At 41.7% G+C, this 18,649-nt stretch carries 16 protein-coding genes and 1 pseudogene; 12 read left to right on the top strand and 5 right to left on the bottom strand.

Annotated features, from left to right (window positions below; genetic code table 11):
* The 4 genes and pseudogenes from JWQ54_RS05550 to JWQ54_RS05535 all read left to right on the top strand — a co-directional run.
* Positions 1-391 (top strand): annotated as a pseudogene (locus JWQ54_RS05550) (hypothetical protein); the annotation flags it as partial.
* Positions 388-1,920 carry a PAS domain-containing sensor histidine kinase gene (locus JWQ54_RS05545; protein WP_299581391.1) on the top strand — a complete coding sequence of 511 codons (1,533 nt, stop codon included), beginning with the start codon at positions 388-390 and terminating at the stop codon, positions 1,918-1,920. The pseudogene JWQ54_RS05550 and the gene JWQ54_RS05545, both read left to right, overlap by 4 nt.
* A gap of 31 nt (positions 1,921-1,951) precedes the next feature.
* Positions 1,952-2,260 carry a hypothetical protein gene (locus JWQ54_RS05540; RefSeq protein WP_299581388.1) on the top strand — a complete coding sequence of 103 codons (309 nt, stop codon included), beginning with the start codon at positions 1,952-1,954 and terminating at the stop codon, positions 2,258-2,260.
* 152 nt (positions 2,261-2,412) lie between these two features.
* Positions 2,413-3,219, top strand: coding sequence for an AraC family transcriptional regulator (locus JWQ54_RS05535; protein WP_299581385.1), 807 nt, complete (start codon positions 2,413-2,415; stop codon positions 3,217-3,219).
* A gap of 121 nt (positions 3,220-3,340) precedes the next feature.
* On the opposite strand, the gene JWQ54_RS05530 is transcribed toward JWQ54_RS05535, so the two are convergent.
* The 5 genes from JWQ54_RS05530 to JWQ54_RS05510 all read right to left on the bottom strand — a co-directional run bounded on the left by JWQ54_RS05530 (position 3,341) and on the right by JWQ54_RS05510 (position 9,416).
* Entirely contained in the window at positions 3,341-4,576 is a 1,236-nt protein-coding gene (locus JWQ54_RS05530) for an OFA family MFS transporter (protein WP_299581382.1), read from the bottom strand.
* 78 nt (positions 4,577-4,654) lie between these two features.
* Positions 4,655-6,973 (bottom strand): FdhF/YdeP family oxidoreductase, encoded by a 2,319-nt coding sequence (locus JWQ54_RS05525; protein ID WP_299581379.1) that lies wholly within the window; start codon positions 6,971-6,973, stop codon positions 4,655-4,657.
* 11 nt (positions 6,974-6,984) lie between these two features.
* A complete protein-coding gene (locus JWQ54_RS05520) occupies positions 6,985-7,341 on the bottom strand; it encodes a hypothetical protein (RefSeq protein ID WP_299581376.1) in 357 nt (118 codons plus the stop codon).
* Positions 7,331-8,200 (bottom strand): formate dehydrogenase accessory sulfurtransferase FdhD, encoded by an 870-nt coding sequence (fdhD, locus tag JWQ54_RS05515; protein ID WP_299581374.1) that lies wholly within the window; start codon positions 8,198-8,200, stop codon positions 7,331-7,333. The genes JWQ54_RS05520 and fdhD overlap by 11 nt, the downstream gene beginning before the upstream one ends.
* Positions 8,201-8,243: 43 nt before the next feature.
* Entirely contained in the window at positions 8,244-9,416 is a 1,173-nt protein-coding gene (locus tag JWQ54_RS05510; protein ID WP_299581372.1) for a cupin domain-containing protein, read from the bottom strand.
* 424 nt (positions 9,417-9,840) lie between these two features.
* Between JWQ54_RS05510 and JWQ54_RS05505 the strand changes: the two genes are divergently transcribed.
* The 8 genes from JWQ54_RS05505 to JWQ54_RS05470 all read left to right on the top strand — a co-directional run bounded on the left by JWQ54_RS05505 (position 9,841) and on the right by JWQ54_RS05470 (position 18,644).
* Positions 9,841-10,365, top strand: coding sequence for a hypothetical protein (locus tag JWQ54_RS05505; protein ID WP_299581369.1), 525 nt, complete (start codon positions 9,841-9,843; stop codon positions 10,363-10,365).
* Between the two features lie 382 nt (positions 10,366-10,747).
* The gene (locus JWQ54_RS05500) at positions 10,748-11,899 is read left to right on the top strand and encodes an efflux RND transporter periplasmic adaptor subunit (RefSeq protein ID WP_299581367.1); all 1,152 of its coding nucleotides are present in this window, start codon (positions 10,748-10,750) and stop codon (positions 11,897-11,899) included.
* A gap of 29 nt (positions 11,900-11,928) precedes the next feature.
* Positions 11,929-15,099: an efflux RND transporter permease subunit gene (locus JWQ54_RS05495; RefSeq protein WP_299581365.1), complete on the top strand. Its 3,171-nt coding sequence runs from the start codon at positions 11,929-11,931 to the stop codon at positions 15,097-15,099.
* 4 nt (positions 15,100-15,103) lie between these two features.
* Entirely contained in the window at positions 15,104-16,483 is a 1,380-nt protein-coding gene (locus JWQ54_RS05490) for an efflux transporter outer membrane subunit (RefSeq protein WP_299581363.1), read from the top strand.
* A 117-nt stretch (positions 16,484-16,600) separates the two neighbouring features.
* Positions 16,601-16,843: a hypothetical protein gene (locus JWQ54_RS05485; protein WP_299581361.1), complete on the top strand. Its 243-nt coding sequence runs from the start codon at positions 16,601-16,603 to the stop codon at positions 16,841-16,843.
* Between the two features lie 243 nt (positions 16,844-17,086).
* Positions 17,087-17,575 (top strand): hypothetical protein, encoded by a 489-nt coding sequence (locus tag JWQ54_RS05480; RefSeq protein ID WP_367187086.1) that lies wholly within the window; start codon positions 17,087-17,089, stop codon positions 17,573-17,575.
* A 405-nt stretch (positions 17,576-17,980) separates the two neighbouring features.
* The gene (locus JWQ54_RS05475) at positions 17,981-18,229 is read left to right on the top strand and encodes a hypothetical protein (protein ID WP_299581359.1); all 249 of its coding nucleotides are present in this window, start codon (positions 17,981-17,983) and stop codon (positions 18,227-18,229) included.
* A 31-nt stretch (positions 18,230-18,260) separates the two neighbouring features.
* Positions 18,261-18,644: a hypothetical protein gene (locus JWQ54_RS05470; protein WP_299581357.1), complete on the top strand. Its 384-nt coding sequence runs from the start codon at positions 18,261-18,263 to the stop codon at positions 18,642-18,644.
* The last annotated feature ends 5 nt before the right edge of the window (positions 18,645-18,649 follow it).

Raw genomic sequence — 18,649 nt, 5'->3', positions numbered from 1 at the left:
TACCAGCGCCAAAAGGGATGGTCTGCCTGATCTTACTTTATCAGCCCAGCAGGCATATGGAACTATAAACGGTTTAAATGGGCTGCCTTCCGGCTTGCCAGGGTTAGTCGCTACTACTGCAGGGCCTTCACAAAACTGGAATGCCGCCTTTGGCTCACTCTATTTAACGAATATCAACCGGAACATTTTCTCCTTTGGACTTCAGAAGGCCCATGTTGCAGAAGCCAAAGGTATTTATGACCGGGATGCGGCAGATCTGGAACAGGAAAGGTTTCAGCAACAGGTAATACAACCAATGATTAAAAAATGGCGCTATGGTAAATACCAGATAGGCTCTGAATCATCATCACATATTCAAAGCATGCCTTCCTTATACTCAATTGAAAAATGAAAAAGGAGTTAATTAAAAATATTATGTTTAATATAATTCCAAGTCCCGATCGTGGAAAGCGGGACTTTAATAAAGCCTATATACTTGCATTTTGTTGCCTGATAGCAATTACTTGCATCAGCCACCTGTTACCGGGTAAAATAAAGGTGGATGTTTTATATGTATGCTGTGTATTATTGGTTGTGGGACAACCTATAAAGCGGATTATTATTTATTCTCTTATTGCCTGTTGCCTGATATTGGTTACGCATCTGACTTTAAATCGGACACTTCCGCTCTCCTGGGTTGCCTTTGTTAATTCGGGTATTTCGGTAATTGCCGCACTTATAACCTCCTGTGTTGCCAATAAAATATTAATGAAAAACAGACTTTTGGAACATAGTGTAGCTGAAGGTACCCGGAACCTGGCAGAAGCAGATGATTCGCTAAAAAAATCACAATCCCACCTGCGCACTATATTTAAAACGACCGACATTGCCTTTTTGCTGCTGGACAACAATCTGCAAATATTAACCTACAATGCGATTGCCAATCATTGGTCTGAGCAGTCATTTGGCACACAGCTGCAAGAAGGTTGTTGTTTTTGGCAACTCCTGAATGAAGATCGCAAGGAACGTTTCAGGGATATAATGTATGCTGCAATGAGTGGTGATCCTATAAATTATGAGGCTTGTTACCCATTGCTGAATGGTACACCTGAATGGTACAATATCTGTATGAATCCGGTAAAAGACGCACAAGATAAAATAATAGGACTTTGCTGTTCCGTTATCAAAATTACAACCGCTAAATTAGTAAAAATTGAACATGCCCGGATCACCGATGATCTGGTTCAGCGGAACAAAGACCTTGAACAATTCTCTTATATTGTTTCTCATAACCTGCGTGCTCCGCTGGCAAATATTACTGGACTGGCCCAAATTCTTAAGCAGGTTGACCTCTCTTTAAATGAAAGGACTGTGACAGAGAATTTCCTGTTTCAGTCTATCCTGAAACTGGATGAGATTGTCATGGATCTTAACCATATTTTACAAGTTCGGCGGGAAATCAACGAAAAAAAGGAAGATATTATTTTCATGGAACTGCTCAGGGATGTACTAACTGGTTTTCACCTGGTAATAGAACGGGAAAATATCCGGGTTTTAACTGATTTTTCCAGTGCAGGAGAGCTTTTTACGATAAAAAGTTATTTGTACAGCATTTTCTTCAATCTCGTCTCTAATAGTATTAAATATCGCCAACAGGATAAATCACTGGAAATTGAGATCAAATCATGGATAGAAGGTAATAAGATGATGATCAGCTTTAAAGATAATGGGAGAGGTATTGATCTTGGCAGCAAGGGAAAAGAAGTATTCGGCCTTTATAAGCGTTTTCACCTGGATGTTGAGGGTAAAGGAATGGGCTTATTCATGGTTAAAAGCCAGGTAAAGACTTTGGGCGGCGAAATGGATGTTCAAAGTCAGTCTGGAGTTGGTACTATATTTTTAATCGAACTGCCTAAGACTAAAGCAGACGACGAAAAATAGGATGATAAAAAAAATTTTTACAATGTCAGATATGAAGATTTATAAAGGAAACGAAAAGGCGCCGCATATTTTGAACGCATCCTCAAATTTATTGGGATTATGCTTTGTGGTACTTACATCCCTAAGATTTTTAAAGCTATCACAGCGAACAATTATTGATAAAACGGACATTGTCGCTATTTTTTTCTTTATGCTTAGTTGTATTCTTTCATTCCTTTCCATTCGTGGAAGTATAAAAAGGGGTGGCCTTTTTGAATGGATTGCCGATCTTTTATTTATCGGTGGCATATTGGTTGTTTTTGTTACGGCCATTTTAATTGTTTTTAATGTAATTGGTTGATTAATAGCGCGGTATTTTAAAAAACGACTTGGTATTGGCGCTTTTAAGCATATGAGGAACTTTCTTAAAAGCGTGTTTTAACCACAATATTAGTGGTTACGCCCGGGTAAAGGGTGAAATTTAATTATGCAATAACACAAATATTTTTCAAATTGGAAACACTTAGATCGGGTGAATATTATGGCATTACTAAAAAGGCCATTAGTATAGGAGGAATATCATTATCAGAGCAGCAATATGCCCCATTATCTTCCTCACCGCTGCATTATCATCAAAATGAACATTTTTGTTTTGCCTTAAAAGGAACATTTCAGGAAATTGGTAAAAAAGATGACCTGCTTATTGGCGAAGGGCAACTATTGATCTATCCAAAAGACCGGGAGCATAAGACAGTTATCCGGGAAAATGCCCGCACCTGCTTATTTGTAGAGTTTGATACCCTTTGGTTAGAAAAATTAAAGGATGCCAAAATAAGATTTGACGATTTCTCCGTTGTCGACAATCAACATATATCACATCTCTTTTTCAGGATCTTTAATGAATTCAGGAAACCAGGCAACGCTTCAAATCTGCTATTGGAGGGCCTGGTGCTGGAAAGTGCAGTTGAATTATCAAGGCGGGACCTGGGAGAAAAAAAACTGATCCCTTACCAGGTAAAAAAGATCCGGAACCTGTTACAGGAAAGCTATGCTGAGAAGTGGACCTTAGATAACCTCGCCACCCGGCTGGGTTTTCACCCGGTTTATCTGAATAAACTTTTTAAGCAGTACTTTGGCAAAACGATCCATTTATATTTGGAAGATCTGCGAATTGAAAGGGTTTGCGATAAATTAAAGAACACCAGTGACCCGATCACAAACATAGCTTTTGAATGTGGATTTAATGATGCAAGCCATTTATGCAAAGTATTTGCAAAAAGGAAAGGCTTAAGGTTAATGGAATACAAAACGATGATGTAAGATGATGTGAAAAACACCTTACATCATTTCGTATCTGCGATGGTATACTTTCGTCAGTTTCACATTATTTGGAAAATATTGTCTATTACATGACAGTTGTTTAATGATCGATCATCTTGCCTTAGTGCAAATTGTAAATATCGCTATGATTGCTGCGACCGGCCGGGGACCTTACCAGCAAAGGCAAAATAACCGAAACTGCCATTATTACCGCAATTATATGCAGCCCGGTTGCATAAGCCCCGCTTGTTTGGCGCATATGGGCGATCAGGAGGGGTCCGAAAGCGCTTGCAAATCCCCAGGCTGTTAGTATAAGTCCGTAGATGGAACCCACGTTAGTCGGCCCGAAGTAATCTGCAACAAATGCGGGCATGGTGCCAAATCCGCCGCCATAGCACATCAGGATAATAAAGACGATACCCGTAACACTGGTTGCGGAATTGAGACCCGGAAGAACCCAGAACAGCCCGATCTGCACAATAAACATCACGGCGAAGGTGGTCCGCCGGCTCATCAGGTCGGAAGCCCATGCCCAGAAAACACGTCCCAATGCGTTCCCAATACTCACAATGCCGATCATGCCCGCGGCTATGATCGCAGTAACCTTAGTCAGATCCTGAAACAGAGGAGCTTCCTGGGAAATGATCGAGATCCCTGCCGAGGTATTCAGGAAGAGCAGGAGCCACAAGGCCCACCATTGCCAGGTCTTCAATGCACCGCCAAGCGTAAAGTCTTTAGTGCTTTTCCGCACCTGCTGATTTTTACCAGGCGTCCATCCCCGGGGCTGCCATCCCTCTGGCGGGTTCTGCATGAAATAGCCTGGAATCACAGTGGTAATCATGTAAACGATGCCAAGATAAGCAAAGGTCTGCAACACGCCCACGCTTTGAATCAGTCGCGTAGCAACCGGCGCCGTTATCAGCGCCCCTGCTCCAAAGCCTCCCACGGCAATACCCGTCATTAAACCGCGACGGTCGGGAAACCACTTCACCAATACTGAAATGGGAACAATATACGAGAAGCCAAGTCCGATTCCACCAATAACACCATATGTCAGGTATAGCCACCACAACCCGTGGTACGAATAGCTGGCAAGGAAGACTCCTGCGCCATACAACACGCCGCCTGTAAGTGCCACCACACGGGGGCCAACCCGCTTCAACCAAAGTCCACCGAAGAATGAAGCAAACCCCAACGACATGATCGCAATAGTGAAGGTAAGAGTGACTTCTGAGATTGACCAGTTAAATTGCTTTGCAAGCGGAACCCGGAATACGCTCCATGCATATACAGCTCCTAACGCCATTTGCAGTAATACACCGGCTATGGCAATTCCCCAACGCTTATAATTATTCATAATGGTTTGTCTTTATGTTGATTATTAGATTAATTTGTTGTATAGCTTACTTATATAGAGCAATCAATTCCATAACTACTATACCAGCGATTGATGTTTTTTTATTTTTATCCTGATAAACTTTGCCGCGGGCATATTGCTTTCGCCAACAACATTATTTATCGATAGTAATACATTGGTTTCCGGAAAATAGGTCACCGTATTGCGTTCGGGAATTGGGTAAGAAACCACTACAAATAATCGTGCTACGCGCTCTATACCATCGTCGTAATTAAACAAGTCTACCTTTTCCCCTTCGGTATATCCGGCATTATCCATATCCTTCTGGTTCATAAACACAACCCGCCGTTCATTTTTTATTCCGCGATAGCGGTCTTCCAATCCATATATGGTGGTATTGAACTGGTCATGGGTACGGGTTGATGCCATCATGTATTCATCATCAGCCAGCGTATTTACAGGTAATTTTGTAATAGTAAATGGCGCTTTATCTCCAAATTTATCCGTAATGAACTTACCATCCCTGGCCCCGTTGGGTAAATAAAACCCGCTCTTCTGCCGCACACGCATATTGTAATTTTCAAAGCCCGGGATACATTTTTCAATAATATCCCTGATATCGTCATAACAGTTCATGTAGCGACTCCAATCCACCACGGACCGGCTGCCTAAAGTTGCCATGGCCATTCTGCAAACGATATGTGTCTCATTGATCAGCTGATCAGAGACAGGTTTTAAGATGCCTTTGGATGACTGCACCACACCCATCGAGTTTTCAGTGCTGATAAATTGCAGCTCGCCATTTACCATATCTTTATCGCTCCTTGATAAGGTTGGCAATATTAAGGCCTCTTTTCCATGCACCAGGTGACTGCGGTTAAGCTTAATGGAGACATGAACACTCAGTCTTAGCTGACGCAGCGCTTCGGCAGTATAGGTGGTATCTGGTGTGGCCGAAAGGAAATTACCCCCCATGCCAAAGAATACCTTTGCTTTTCCTGCATGCATCGCTTTGATAGCATTCACCACATCATACCCGTGTTCGCGCGGTGGTTCAAATCCAAAAACCTCTTTTAAACGGTCAAGTTGTTTTTGTGTGGGTTTTTCGTCAATCATCATGGTGCGGTTACCCTGTACATTGCTGTGCCCCCGAACCGGGCATACGCCTGCACCAGGTTTGCCTATACTTCCCTTCATCAGGCAGATGTTGACGATCTCCCTGATCATTTCCACGCCATTGGGCTGCTGTGTCAAGCCCATGCCCCAGCAAAAGATGATCCGCTTATTATTTGCCAGCATATCAGCAGCAAGGCGAATATCGGCCGACGGCAACCCGGCGGCAATGGCCAGTTCGTCTAACTCATAGTTATTAAACTGTTTAATAAATTCACTATAACCAACGGTATTTCCGGCTATAAATTCATTGTCCAGTACTTTTCCGGGTGATGTTCTTTCTGCTTCAAGCAGCAGCATTTCAAAAGCTTTTAACAAAGCCATATCACCGTTTATTTTAACCGGAAGATAAAGGTCCGCCAGCTGTGCACCCGTTCCTAAAATTCCTTTGATCTCCTGGGGGTTTCTGAAAGCCATTAAACCCGCTTCAGGCAGAGGATTGATGGCGATGATCTTTGCCCCGTTCTTTTTCCCCTTCTCAAGCGCAGACATCATACGTGGTGCATTGGTGCCAGGATTATGACCGATGATCACTACCAGATCCGTATCATAAAAATCATTCAGTGTTACTGTCCCTTTGCCAATACCAATTGTTGGCCTTAAAGCGGTACCGGAGGACTCGTGGCACATGTTAGAGCAATCGGGCATATTATTGGTACCAAACTCTTTTGCAAATAGCTGGTACAAAAACGAGGTTTCATTGCTGGTACGGCCGGATGTATAAAAAATAGCCTCATCAGGTGATTCCAGCGCATTTAAATGTTGAGCAATTTTTGTAAAAGCATCATCCCAGCTAATCGGCTGGTAATGCGTGCCTTCTTCAGGCAAATACATCGGTTCGGTTAGCCGTCCTTTTTTACCGATCTCAAAGTCGGTTAAATTAGCCAGGTCAACTATGGAATTCTGCGCAAAAAAATCGGCCGTTACTTTTTTAGTAGTTGCTTCTTCTGCCAGCGCCTTCGCTCCATTCTCGCAATACTCACCCACCGGTGACCGGTCATCATCAGGATCGGGCCAGGCGCAACTGGAACAATCAAAGCCCCCTTTCTGGTTCATTACAAATAATGCCCCGGTTCCTCTAAAAGGAATACCCTCTTCAATTACATCGCTTAAAGCTGCCACTACAGCCGGGATGCCGGCAGCCCACTTTTTTGGTCCGGTTGATTTTAAATTCAATAACTTTTCCGGATTTTCAGCCGAAGGGGTCTCTTTATTTGTTGCCATAACTACGTAATTTAGTCCTTTTGAAATGCCAGTGGATTGGGATAATTATCGCTTTGGTCTTCATCCACATTATCCAGGCAGGTAAAATCTTTTTCAACCAGCAGTTGCAGAGCACCGTTTATAGCTTTAAAACCGACCTTTTCTGTATTGATTAGTTCGGCGGCCATTTGCTTCGGCATAAATAGGGTTATGGTATTGCCAGAAAACCCTGCACTTAATGTATCATCTTCTACAGCCTTTAATGCATAAATCAACGGTTGCTCTGCAAAACTGGTTTGTTCCTGTAAGTAGCCATTATCGGCCAAGCCGGAGATATCGCTTTTGGTAAGGCGATATCGCAATGCGTTTTCTTTTATTCTAATTTTCATACTTCGGTATTAAAATACGTTGTCCCATTGTATAAATATTAAATCGCTGCTGGCGTAAAAAACCAACTAAGGTTATTCCAAACTCACCGGCCAGTTGTACCGCCAGGCTGGAGGGTGCTCCAATTGCTCCAATAATATTAATGCCAGCCATTGCTGCTTTCTGTACCAATTCAAAACTGGCCCTGCCACTTAACAATAGCACGGCGTTTTCCAGTGGTAATAAATCTTTTTCCAACGCGGCGCCAATTAGTTTGTCTAGCGCATTATGCCTTCCAACATCTTCGCGAAGCAATAAAAGTTCTCCACTGGTATTGAATAAAGCACATGCATGCAAGCCCCCGGTAACGTCAAAAATGTCCTGGTAAAGCCTTAAGCGATCTGGTAGCTCCAGCATCATTTCCCGGGTAATAAAAAAATCTTCGTTTTGGCCGGGCTGAAAAGCGCTTACAGTTTTTATGGCAGCAATTGATCCTTTACCACAAACACCACAGCTTGAGGTGGTATAAAAATTACGTTCTGTGTTTTTCAGTTCAGGTATTGCATCTTCACTCAGCTCAACCTGTATCACATTTTCTTTATTCTCTGCGCAGGCAATAAAACAATGGTTTACAGAAGCCAGGTCGTTCATGTCTTTTATAATCCCTTCTGTAAATAAAAAACCGGTTGCCAGTTCCGCATCGCTGCCGGGCGTGCGCATGGTTACTGAGATACTTTTTACTGTCCTGTTCAGGTCTGCACCAAAAGCAAGCCTTATTTCTAAGGGCTCTTCTATAGCAAGCTTATCCATAGTCGCCAACCTCTGGTTACGGTTTATTTTAATAACAGGTACTCCTTTAGTTGGACTTTCCTTGATGGTCATAAATTATCAGATTAATAATTATCTAACGTTTTTTTGAGGTTCATTAAAAGATCCCTGTTTGATGTTTGGATACGGATTTGGCCTGATCTAAAGTGAGGCCAAAGTGATCGGCAACAAGTTGGGCCGGATTAGCATTTAACCAGTCGTTCAGGGTCAATTCCTGGTATACCGGGCTGTTGAAAAGCACTACCAGCTTCAAAGTTTCTTTTCCAGTATTTTCAATATAATGGCCATAACCTTGTTTAATAAAAGATACCATCCCTTTGCCATAATCCATGGTTTTAACCCGTCCATGCGAACCGAAAATGGTTACACGTCCCTGGCCGCTTATCACATATTGCCACTCATCAGCATTAGGGTGCCAGTGCAATTCGCGTATGGCGCCTGGCTCAATGTTCATTCGGAGCGATGTTAATGTGTTTTGTATCGGAAATTCTTTTGAAGACACAACCTTAATATAACCGCCTTTAAATTCCTGTTTAATACCATCAGTCTCCAGGCGAAATTTATGAGAGGAAAAACTGGCGGGGATAGCCGGGTTCAAATTGCTGGGGCTTTGTTCCGCTGCGATCTTGCCTTTTCCAATGTACAGCTCTTTTTTAGGTAAGGATGCCAAAACACTAAGGGGCAGTCCCGAATTACGGGCGATGAGATCAGGCGGGGTATGACTCACCCAATCTGTTATGCTAAAAGTCCCAAACTCTGAAAAATGACCATTGTCGAAACCAAGCACAAAAGCGCACGGCTCATTACCCACACACTGCAAACTATGCCCATACCCCTTGGGAAAAAACCAAATATCGCCCACTTCAAATTCATCTGTTGATGTTGTCCCGCCAGGAGTGATAACAGTTGTGCGTACCTTTCCTTCTAAAATAAAGGCCCACTCCCCGGCTATGGAGTGCCAATGCAGTTCGCGAAAGCCCCCGGGGTTCAACCGCATTATAACTCCTGCAATACTTTGAGATACCGGGAACTCCTCTACTGTGGCTTCCCTGGCACTGCCACCTGCACCCAACCAGCCAGCTTTACTATTGGCCATATCAAATACAAAATCTTCCAACTCGGCTTGCGCAGGCGCTGAATGGAATTTTTTTGATGGTGATGCAGCGGCTGTTTCCGTCGATAGTGCATTCATCCCTGTTGCTGCTATTACAACTCCCATAGTTGAAAGTGATGTTGCGGAAAGAAACTCCCGCCTTGTAGTTGTTCCCATATTAATCGTTTTGTAATTGATTATGGGACAAAATTATGGCTGATAAAAACAACAGGTTTGTCTATTTGAAACCTTTGTTGTATAAACAAAACATTATTTTCATAACCTGCCCTTACCTGTAAAATGACTGGTTGTTTTTTAATGTGGTAGCCGGAAAGCAGGCGGTACAAATCCATCAATCGAAATTTCTAAATATAGGATAATCATTCATAAAATCATCGTTTATAGCTAAACAGTGCTGTTTTTGGGTGTAATTATCCCAATATTTCAACTTAATTTTACAGCTCTATCATATCACTTTCAAAGATTTCTAAATCCTATTTAGTTTAATTGAAAATTTATCATATTCAGAATTTATACAAAAAGCAGACAGAATTAACACAAATTATCGGTCTTACTTTCCCGGAAATTAATTTATATCAATATGAAAAATTTAAGAATTAAAGGGGCCATTGCAATTTTGATACTTTGTTTGTTTTTTAAAAATAGCTTTGCCCAACAGGAGCAGCCTGCTCCTAATTATCCACGAGTTACAGGTTTTTTCGCTGTATTGGTACCAATAGGTACTTTTAATAATAATGGCTTTACAGCCAATTTTTCAAAAAGTTCCGCGTTCGGCTTACCATTCGGACTTAACCTTTTAAAGAGCGATCATTTAGGTTTTAGTTTCGAAATGGTGCCGTTTATGCTTTCACAGGGTGGATCAACCAAAATGAATTATATGCTTTTCCACCCCGGAGTTATGTTCCGTTTTCATAATGGTTTTACCATTATCCCAAGGCTAGCTTTTCAGACAGACGGCAGGTATGGGGTCACTCCTGTATTCAGTAAAATAATTATGAGTAAAAAAGATTACCAGGTTTATCTTTCATTAAGCGAACCTGCGCGGTTTGGCAATAACCTGCCTGGATCATACACTACTGCGCTGCAATTAGGAATCAGTTTTTAGCTATTTTATTACCTTTTATTTTGAGATTTTATAGCTGAATTATTTTTATTAGGCTGGAGTTAATACCTGGTTTTAAACAGGCTGCCCTAAGATTACTGTATTTGGTAAGGGAATCGAATTCAAAATATGCCCCTAAATGTATCAGATACAACTTGAAAATTCATTAAAAAGCAAAACTCTCTTTACAAGTTGCAAAGAGAGACTATAGCGGTCCGACTTGAGGCGGTGAAATGGAGGTTATTTAATCGGCGTGCGCAGGTACCTATTACAGATACCGAGATAAAAGAATTGATATAGATGGCTGTGGTACCCAATATAGAAAACAATAGTAACCAGTGATTTACGTTTAAAATTTGTCGACTATTTTAATTATTTTTATAATATGAATCAGCTTAAAATCGTTTTGTCTCCCTTGCCATTCCTGGCTTTGCTAATTTTATCTTCGTGCGGAGGGGGCGGAACGAAGACGACAAAAATACAGCCTAAAACCTATACGGTGATGAAACTCACACAAAGGAAAGCCGAAATCAACGCAGATTATCCGGCATCTATACTAGGTATCCAAAACATTGAGATCAGGCCTAAGATTGACGGATATGTTGAAAATATTTATGTTGATGAGGGAGTATCAGTTAAGCGGGGGCAATTACTTTTTAGTATTAATGCGCCACAATATGAGCAGGATGTAAGAACTGCCGAAGCCAATATAAAAATTGCAGTGGCTGATGTAAACGCTGCTCAAATGCAGGTGGAGAAGGTAAAGCCCATCGTCGAAAAGGATATTGTTAGTCCTTTTGAACTTAAATCGGCGCAATATACTCTGGAAGCAAAACAAGCGGCCCTTGCACAGGCAAAGGCCGCACTTAATAACGCAAAAACAAACTTGAGTTACACAACAATTTATAGCCCTGCAAATGGGGTAATCGGCGTGCTGCCTTATAAAATTGGCAGTCTAATCAGCAGCACTACAGTCAATCCATTAACCACGGTGTCAAATATTGAAAGTATTTACGCCTACTTCTCAATTAATGAACGGCAAGGACTTGACTTTTTTGCAGCCGCCAAAGGGGGCACGATGCAGCAAAAACTGACCACGTTGCCGCCTGTTATTTTAGTATTGGCTAATGGAACACAATTGGCAACCAAGGGGAAGGTAGAAACTGCTAGCGGGCTTATCAACGCACAAACGGGCGCCATTAATATGAGAGCCACTTTCAAGAATCCGAGTGGTTTGGTACGCAGCGGAAGCAGCGCCATTGTGCGTATTCCTACAATAATAGATACAGCCTTACTGGTTCCTCAAAAGTCAACTTATCAAATACAGGGTAAGTTATTTGTTTATGTAGTGGGTGCTGCAAATAAAGTCAAATCGCAGGAGTTAAAGGTTCGCGCAAGTGCAGGACAGAACTACGTGGTTCAGCAAGGAGTTAAAGCCGGACAGCTGATTGTAGTTGATGGTATAAGTTCTCTTCGTGAGAATATGCAGATCAATCCAAAGCTATTGAGTCCCGAGGTCGTTTATAGCAATCCATAGGCAGCAACATTTCTATTTATCTCCAGATTATGTTAAAAAAATTCATCGAACGTCCTGTCCTTTCAACAGTCGTTTCCATTATCATAGTGACCTTGGGTATAGTAGGATTGCTTACTCTGCCAATTTCTCAATACCCGGATATTGCACCGCCCACAGTCCAGGTGCAGGCTACCTATAGCGGGGCAAGTGCAGATGTGGTATTAAAAACTGTAGTTATCCCGCTGGAGCAGCAAATTAATGGGGTTGAAAACATGGATTACCTTACTTCAACCGCAAATAATGATGGTTCTGCTAATATTACAGTAAGCTTTAAAGTGGGTAGCGATCCGAATTTGGCAGCCATCAATGTGCAAAATGCGGTATCCCGGGCATCCGCTTTATTACCTCAAGAAGTAACAAAAGCAGGCGTAACAGTACAAAAAAAACAAACAAGCAGTTTAATAACGTATTCAGTTTATAGTGAAAGCCCCAATTATGATCAAACCTTTCTACAAAATTACGCCGATATCAACATTGTTCCTGTAATAAAAAGGATCCAGGGTGTAGGAGATGCCACTTTAGCCAGTCAAATGGATTATTCCATGCGTATCTGGTTAAATGCCCAGGTAATGGCCTCTTATGGGCTTGTCCCGGCGGATATAACCGCTGCTTTGGCTGAGCAGAATATACAGGCAGCCCCTGGGCAGTTTGGTGAAAGGGGAGGCCAGGCATTTCAATATGTGATTAAATATCCGGGCACATTGAATGATACAACCCAGTTCGGCGATATCGTTGTCCGTTCAAATACACGGAGTAGGGTACTTAGGCTACGCGACGTTGCCCGTATTGAACTTGGGGCGCTAAATTATTTTAATTCCACCCGCATGAATGGTCATCCTGCCATTTCTATGGATGTTTCGCAGGTTGCTGGTTCAAATGCACATCAGGTTATCCAGGAAACGGTCAAAGCCATGGCAATTGCCGCTAAAAATTTTCCAAATGGTATAAAATATGTCGCGTTACAAAATGCCGATGATTTTTTAATCGCCTCTATTGATAAAGTATTGCACACCTTGCTGGAGGCTTTTATTTTAGTGTTCATTGTTGTGTTTATTTTTCTGCAGGACTTCCGGTCTACTCTTATACCGGCTATCTCCGTTCCGGTAGCCATCATCGGCACCTTTTTCTTTTTAAATATCTTCGGTTTTACCATCAATCTGTTAACCCTGTTTGCCATTATTTTAGCTATTGGAATAGTTGTAGATGATGCCATAGTAGTGGTGGAAGCGGTACATGCTAAGCTGGATGCCGGGTATCACTCTGCAAGAGAAGCCAGTATTGATGCACTAAGTGAAATTTCAGGTGCCATTGTTTCGATAACGCTGGTCATGTCAGCGGTGTTTATACCAGTTAGCTTTATCGGTGGTTCTTCCGGTGTTTTCTATAAACAGTTTGGGTTGACACTGGCTATCGCTATTATTCTTTCTGCTGTTAACGCGCTTACCTTAAGCCCGGCATTATGCGCGCTTTTTTTAAAAGGACACGATAAGGAAAACAAAAGGTTAAGCTTTATACAAAAGTTTTACCTGGCATTTAATACAGCCTTTGACCGTATGAGCAACCGTTATATACAGGCGGTTACTTTTTTCAGTCGTAAAAAATGGATTCCTGTTTCGTTGCTTTTAATCTTTGTAATATTGTTGTTTTTTATAGCTAAATCTACCCCTACAGGCTTTGTCCCAAACGAAGATCTTGGTTCGATCAGCTGTAACATCAGCCTCCCGCCAGGCGCTTCGCTTGACAGAACAAATAAGGTAACACGTAAAATTGAAGCACTCGGTCGCACTATACCCGAAGTAAACAACATTCTTGCGGTTAATGGGCGCGGTCCGCTTTCTGGCAATGGCAATAATTACGGTATGGTAATTATGAAGTTGATCCCATGGACGCAAAGAAAAAGAGATATTCAGGTAATCATTAAAGAACTGACACAAAAGGCAGCCACAATTACAGAAGCCGAAATTAAGTTTGTGGCTCCGCCAACTATACAAGGTTTTGGTGCAACCAACGGCTTTGCTTTCCAGTTGCAGGATAAAACGGGCGGAAGCATTGCGCAGTTTTATAAAATAGGCCAGGATTTTTTATCGGCGCTCACCGAGCGGCCCGAAATACAGTTCGCAACAACTTCATTTAATCCCAATTTCCCGCAATATTTAATGGATGTAAATGTGCCTAAAATTAAAGAGGCAGGATTAAATGTTACCGATGTTACCGGCGCTATGCAAGGGTATTTTGGTGGGATATATGCCTCAAACATCACCCAATTCGGGCAGCAATATCGGGTTATGGTACAGGCTTCGCCAGAATACAGGGCTACACCGCAAAGCATGAATTCTGTATTTGTAAGAAATTCGTTAGGGGAGATGATTCCCGTTACTGAATTTGTGACATTGACACAAGATTACGGACCGCAATCCATCACACGCTTTAACCTTTTTAACTCCATTAACATCAACGGCTCACCAAATATGGGTTATAGCTCGGGGCAGGCCGTAGCCGCTATCCAGCAGGCTGCAGCACAGCAGTTGCCGCAAGGTTATGGTTATGAATATTCAGGTATAACGCGGCAGGAGCTTTCCGGCAACAGCCAAACCATTTACATTTTCCTGCTTTGTTTAGTATTTGTTTACCTGATATTAAGTGGTCAGTACGAAAGCTATATTTTACCGCTGTCCATTTTGCTTACCATCCCCATTGGTTTAGCCGGGGCTTTCATTTTCGCTTATTTGTTTGGCATAAACAATAATATTTACCTTCAGATAACCCTGATCATGCTCATTGGTCTCTTATCAAAAAATGCTATACTGATTGTTGAGTTTGCTGTCGAAAGACGCAGAGCCGGGATGGGCGTTGTGGAAGCAGCGTTAAGCGGCGCGCAAGCCAGGCTTCGCCCCATATTAATGACGTCGTTTGCATTCATTTTTGGGCTTATCCCATTAACGGTAGCCACGGGTGCGGGAGCTAATGGAAATCGTTCTATTGGTACCGGTGCGGTAGGTGGTATGCTAATAGGTACGCTATTTGGGGTCTTTATTACACCTGTGCTATTCATCCTATTCCAAACATTGCAGGAAAAGGTTAAAAAGGATAAAATAGCAACAACTAGTATCGACCCATCTACAGATCATTCAAACACGATTCACCCGAATCCAACCAAATAACAGCATGAAAAATATTATAAAAATAGGAGTACTTGCAGTTACGTTGGGCATGTTTGCTGCCTGTCATGTAACAAAGCCCTATAAAAAACCGGCACCCATTAATACACAGTTATTCAGGGATTATAATAGTATAGATACGAATTCCATCGCAAAACTGCACTGGAACGAAATTTTTACAGACACGCTGCTGCAAAAATTGATCACCGAGGGTATTAGTCATAATATTAACCTTCAAACAGCTTATTCCGTAACCGGGCAAGCACAGGCTTATTATAATCAGAGTAAGGCGGCTTATTATCCTGGTATTGATGCAAATGCCGGTTTAACATGGTCGGGCTTTTCTAACGCTGCTGGTTCCAAGAATGTTAACAATGGTCGCGAATATTCGACTGGATTGACAGCAAGCTGGGAAGCTGACATTTGGGGTAAATTAAAAAGTGCAAAAAAGGCTCAGTTGGCTTCTCTTTTACAATCATCAGCAAATGCCAGGGCTGTGCAAACTGCGTTGGTTGCCGATATTGCTAATAATTATTATTACCTGATGGCTTTAGATAGGCAGTTGCTAATTACCGAACAAAGTGTAAAGAATTGGCAGACCACGGTGGATGTAATGAAGGACCTGAAAAATGCCGACGTTGTTACTGGTGCTGCTGTTGTACAAAGCGAGGCCAGTAAGTACGCCGTTAAGGTAACCATCCCGGATTTAAAACAAAGCATTTGGCAAACAGAAAACATAATCAATTTATTGCTGGCCAGAGTTCCAGGCCCTGTTGCACGAGCTAAAATTGACGATCAAAAACCGATTGCCAGGCTAACCCTCGGTATCCCGGCCCAAATGCTGGCCAACAGACCCGATGTTTTGGCAGCCGAATATGGTTTCAGAAATGCCTACGAACTAACCAATATGGCCCGGACTTATTTTTATCCATCCTTTACCTTAACCGGCTCCGGTGGCTATTCTAGTTACGTATCCTTTTTCGGTGTGGGATCATTGGTAGGAAACCTGGCCGCCGGTTTAACACAACCTATTTTTAATAAGGGCACCAATAAAACACGATTGCAGGTGGCCAAAGAACAACAAAAACAGGCGCTTTTGAATTTTCAATCTACTGTTTTAAGCGCGGGGCAGGATGTGTCGAACGCCCTGATGTCCTACCAAGCCGCGGGAGAAAAAGCCATCACCAGGGTTTCGCAGTTGGATAATCTCGAGAAATCAGTAGATTATACGCAGCAACTAGTTCGTTATGGATCAGCAAATTATACAGAGGTGCTTACGGCACAGCAAAACTTATTGACTGCACAATTAAATAGCATTAATGACCGGCTGCAACAACTTCAGGCAATTGTCTATTTATATCGATCGCTTGGCGGCGGATGGCAGTAGCAATTGTGAATACTCCTTATGCTATCGTTAAATAAAGTTAAAACCATTCTTTAACAACAATACCCATTTGCTTATCAACGTCTATTTAGCATATCAATAATTAAAAAACGCACAACAATGAAATATAAGATTAAGTTAGAGGATGGAACCGCACATTTAGTTCAAATCTCGAGTGCTTACTTTAAGTCATGGCATGTCTGGAAAATAAAATTTAATGATGGAAAGGGGGCAATCCTATTTAAACTGGGAAGTGAGTGGATGCAGCGAAACGAAGACTTTCTGGAGGCACATGTTGTATATGCAATAGGAGCATGTATTGATAAGATAATTTTAAAAAGAAGTTCGCTAAGTTTTAAATGATTCGCCGGAGCGGAAATGATTATGCAGTTACGGAGCCCCATAATGCTCATACAGATCGGCAAAATCCATCAGCCACTTTTTGGTTTATGGGTCGAGTTTTACCACAAAATTTGCTACAGGTTATAAAGTGGCCCAGAACTTTAATATTCGCGGATCATTAGGCACAGGATTCAGGGGCCATTACTACAGCAGATAAATTACAGCAATACATTCACCAACGTGCAGGGTTCCGTAATATCTGAAGTGAAGATAGCACCAAACTATAGCCCGATACCTAAGGCGGCAGGCATCCCTAATCTTAAACAGGAGCGATCTGAAAATGCAAGATTGGGCTTTACCTTTATACCAATGCCCGAGTTAAGTTTTACGGTTGAAGGCTATATTATTAAGGTGAAGGACAGTGTAGTACTTTCGGGCCAGTTCAGCGCGTCCGATCCAACACTCGATCCGGCATTAATGAATGCCCCGCTTAATAACCTGCACGTAAGCTTTGCCCAGTTTTTTTGCCAAACGCGGTTAACACAACCAACTGTGGTTTGGATGGTTATTGATTATACCAAAAACGTGGAAGAGCCTTGTTTGTGGCCTCGAAAAATGTTTCAAAAAATGCAAAACCAGGTAACGTGTGATAATATTATTGCAATAATAGTGACAGGGTTTTGTCAATTCCATGTATCCGGGTGTTCCCTTCAAAAATTGGAACAATTTAAATTTTCGAAATGTATTACCTAACCATTAGCCATCAATAAAAGCAATTCAGCTCCCTTTCCCGGTATTGTGAACCCTTATCGCCAATAGCTAATTGACCGGTTTGTCAAAGACCTCAGCCCTGCAACAAATAACCAGGCATTTTTACCTATAAAATTGTTATTTACAGGACCCTAACTATATAGATTTCATCTATACCATTATAAATAATATCGCTTTGATTTATATGCTTTATAGAAATACATTTGCAGCGTTAAAAACAACTACTAATAAAAAACAAAGCTACCGGCTTCTCGCTGATTTTAACTATTATAGCAACAATCTGTTGAAAGTAAAATGTAGTGAAGGACAATTTGTAGGGAAACAACGATTGCTGTTTAACATGAAAACAAAATTAATGATAGCTTGCTTTAATATAATTTCCGGATTATGGTAACCGGGAAAATGCCATTAAGCACCCCTTCGGGATCTATTTATGGCAGCAGGCATAATTTCGAAATTATTGAGCAGGATAGTTCTTTTGAGCCTAAAAAGATCAGGAACCAAAATGGAGAAAACGAAAGGAAGAACATAGCAACGGATACCCTTAAGAAAGGAAAAAATAAGCAAGCAAAATTTGCTCCTCAACGATCCAAATGGGCTATATCCAGGAAGGGCGAATCCAAACAGATTAGGTAAATAAAATCCAACGGTATGTAACCGACGTTTTATGAAAAAAAGAATAGCACGATTATTTCTCCTGATTTTTTTAATGCAGATGACACAACTGGGTGAGTTTGCCCGCTTGCCCTTGCTTGTGCAGCATTATGTGCAGCATAAACATCTGCATCCTGAAACGACGATCTACAGTTTTTTTAAAATGCATTATCTTGATAAAACGGTTATTGATGCAGATTATGACCAAGATATGCAGTTGCCTTTCAAAACAGTACACTTGCACTGTTTTGGTCTTCAAATGTCGATGCCACAGAGCATCTTAACCTTAAGCAGTGTTTTTTATCCGCTAATTAAGGAAAAGTTAACTTCTCATAGGTTTACATTACCTCATTCATTACTTTCCTCCATTTTTAAGCCACCAAGGGCGGTATCATAACATCC

It is taken from the genome of Mucilaginibacter sp. (assembly GCF_028288225.1).
Classification (GTDB): Bacteria; Bacteroidota; Bacteroidia; order Sphingobacteriales; family Sphingobacteriaceae; genus Mucilaginibacter.
Note: the sequence above shows the minus strand (reverse complement) of the source record. Positions and strands in the feature narration are given on the sequence as shown.

Bases quoted from the DNA above. Each gene is read 5' to 3' on its own strand.
- JWQ54_RS05545 (WP_299581391.1), top strand. From the start codon at position 388: ATGAAAAAGGAGTTAATTAAAAATATTATGTTTAATATAATTCCAAGT.
- JWQ54_RS05540 (WP_299581388.1), top strand. From the start codon at position 1,952: ATGAAGATTTATAAAGGAAACGAAAAGGCGCCGCATATTTTGAACGCA.
- JWQ54_RS05530 (WP_299581382.1), bottom strand. From the start codon at position 4,576: ATGAATAATTATAAGCGTTGGGGAATTGCCATAGCCGGTGTATTACTG.
- JWQ54_RS05525 (WP_299581379.1), bottom strand. From the start codon at position 6,973: ATGGCAACAAATAAAGAGACCCCTTCGGCTGAAAATCCGGAAAAGTTA.
- JWQ54_RS05520 (WP_299581376.1), bottom strand. From the start codon at position 7,341: ATGAAAATTAGAATAAAAGAAAACGCATTGCGATATCGCCTTACCAAA.
- fdhD (WP_299581374.1), bottom strand. From the start codon at position 8,200: ATGACCATCAAGGAAAGTCCAACTAAAGGAGTACCTGTTATTAAAATA.
- JWQ54_RS05510 (WP_299581372.1), bottom strand. From the start codon at position 9,416: ATGGGAACAACTACAAGGCGGGAGTTTCTTTCCGCAACATCACTTTCA.
- JWQ54_RS05505 (WP_299581369.1), top strand. From the start codon at position 9,841: ATGAAAAATTTAAGAATTAAAGGGGCCATTGCAATTTTGATACTTTGT.
- JWQ54_RS05500 (WP_299581367.1), top strand. From the start codon at position 10,748: ATGAATCAGCTTAAAATCGTTTTGTCTCCCTTGCCATTCCTGGCTTTG.
- JWQ54_RS05495 (WP_299581365.1), top strand. From the start codon at position 11,929: ATGTTAAAAAAATTCATCGAACGTCCTGTCCTTTCAACAGTCGTTTCC.
- JWQ54_RS05490 (WP_299581363.1), top strand. From the start codon at position 15,104: ATGAAAAATATTATAAAAATAGGAGTACTTGCAGTTACGTTGGGCATG.
- JWQ54_RS05485 (WP_299581361.1), top strand. From the start codon at position 16,601: ATGAAATATAAGATTAAGTTAGAGGATGGAACCGCACATTTAGTTCAA.
- JWQ54_RS05475 (WP_299581359.1), top strand. From the start codon at position 17,981: ATGGTAACCGGGAAAATGCCATTAAGCACCCCTTCGGGATCTATTTAT.
- JWQ54_RS05470 (WP_299581357.1), top strand. From the start codon at position 18,261: ATGAAAAAAAGAATAGCACGATTATTTCTCCTGATTTTTTTAATGCAG.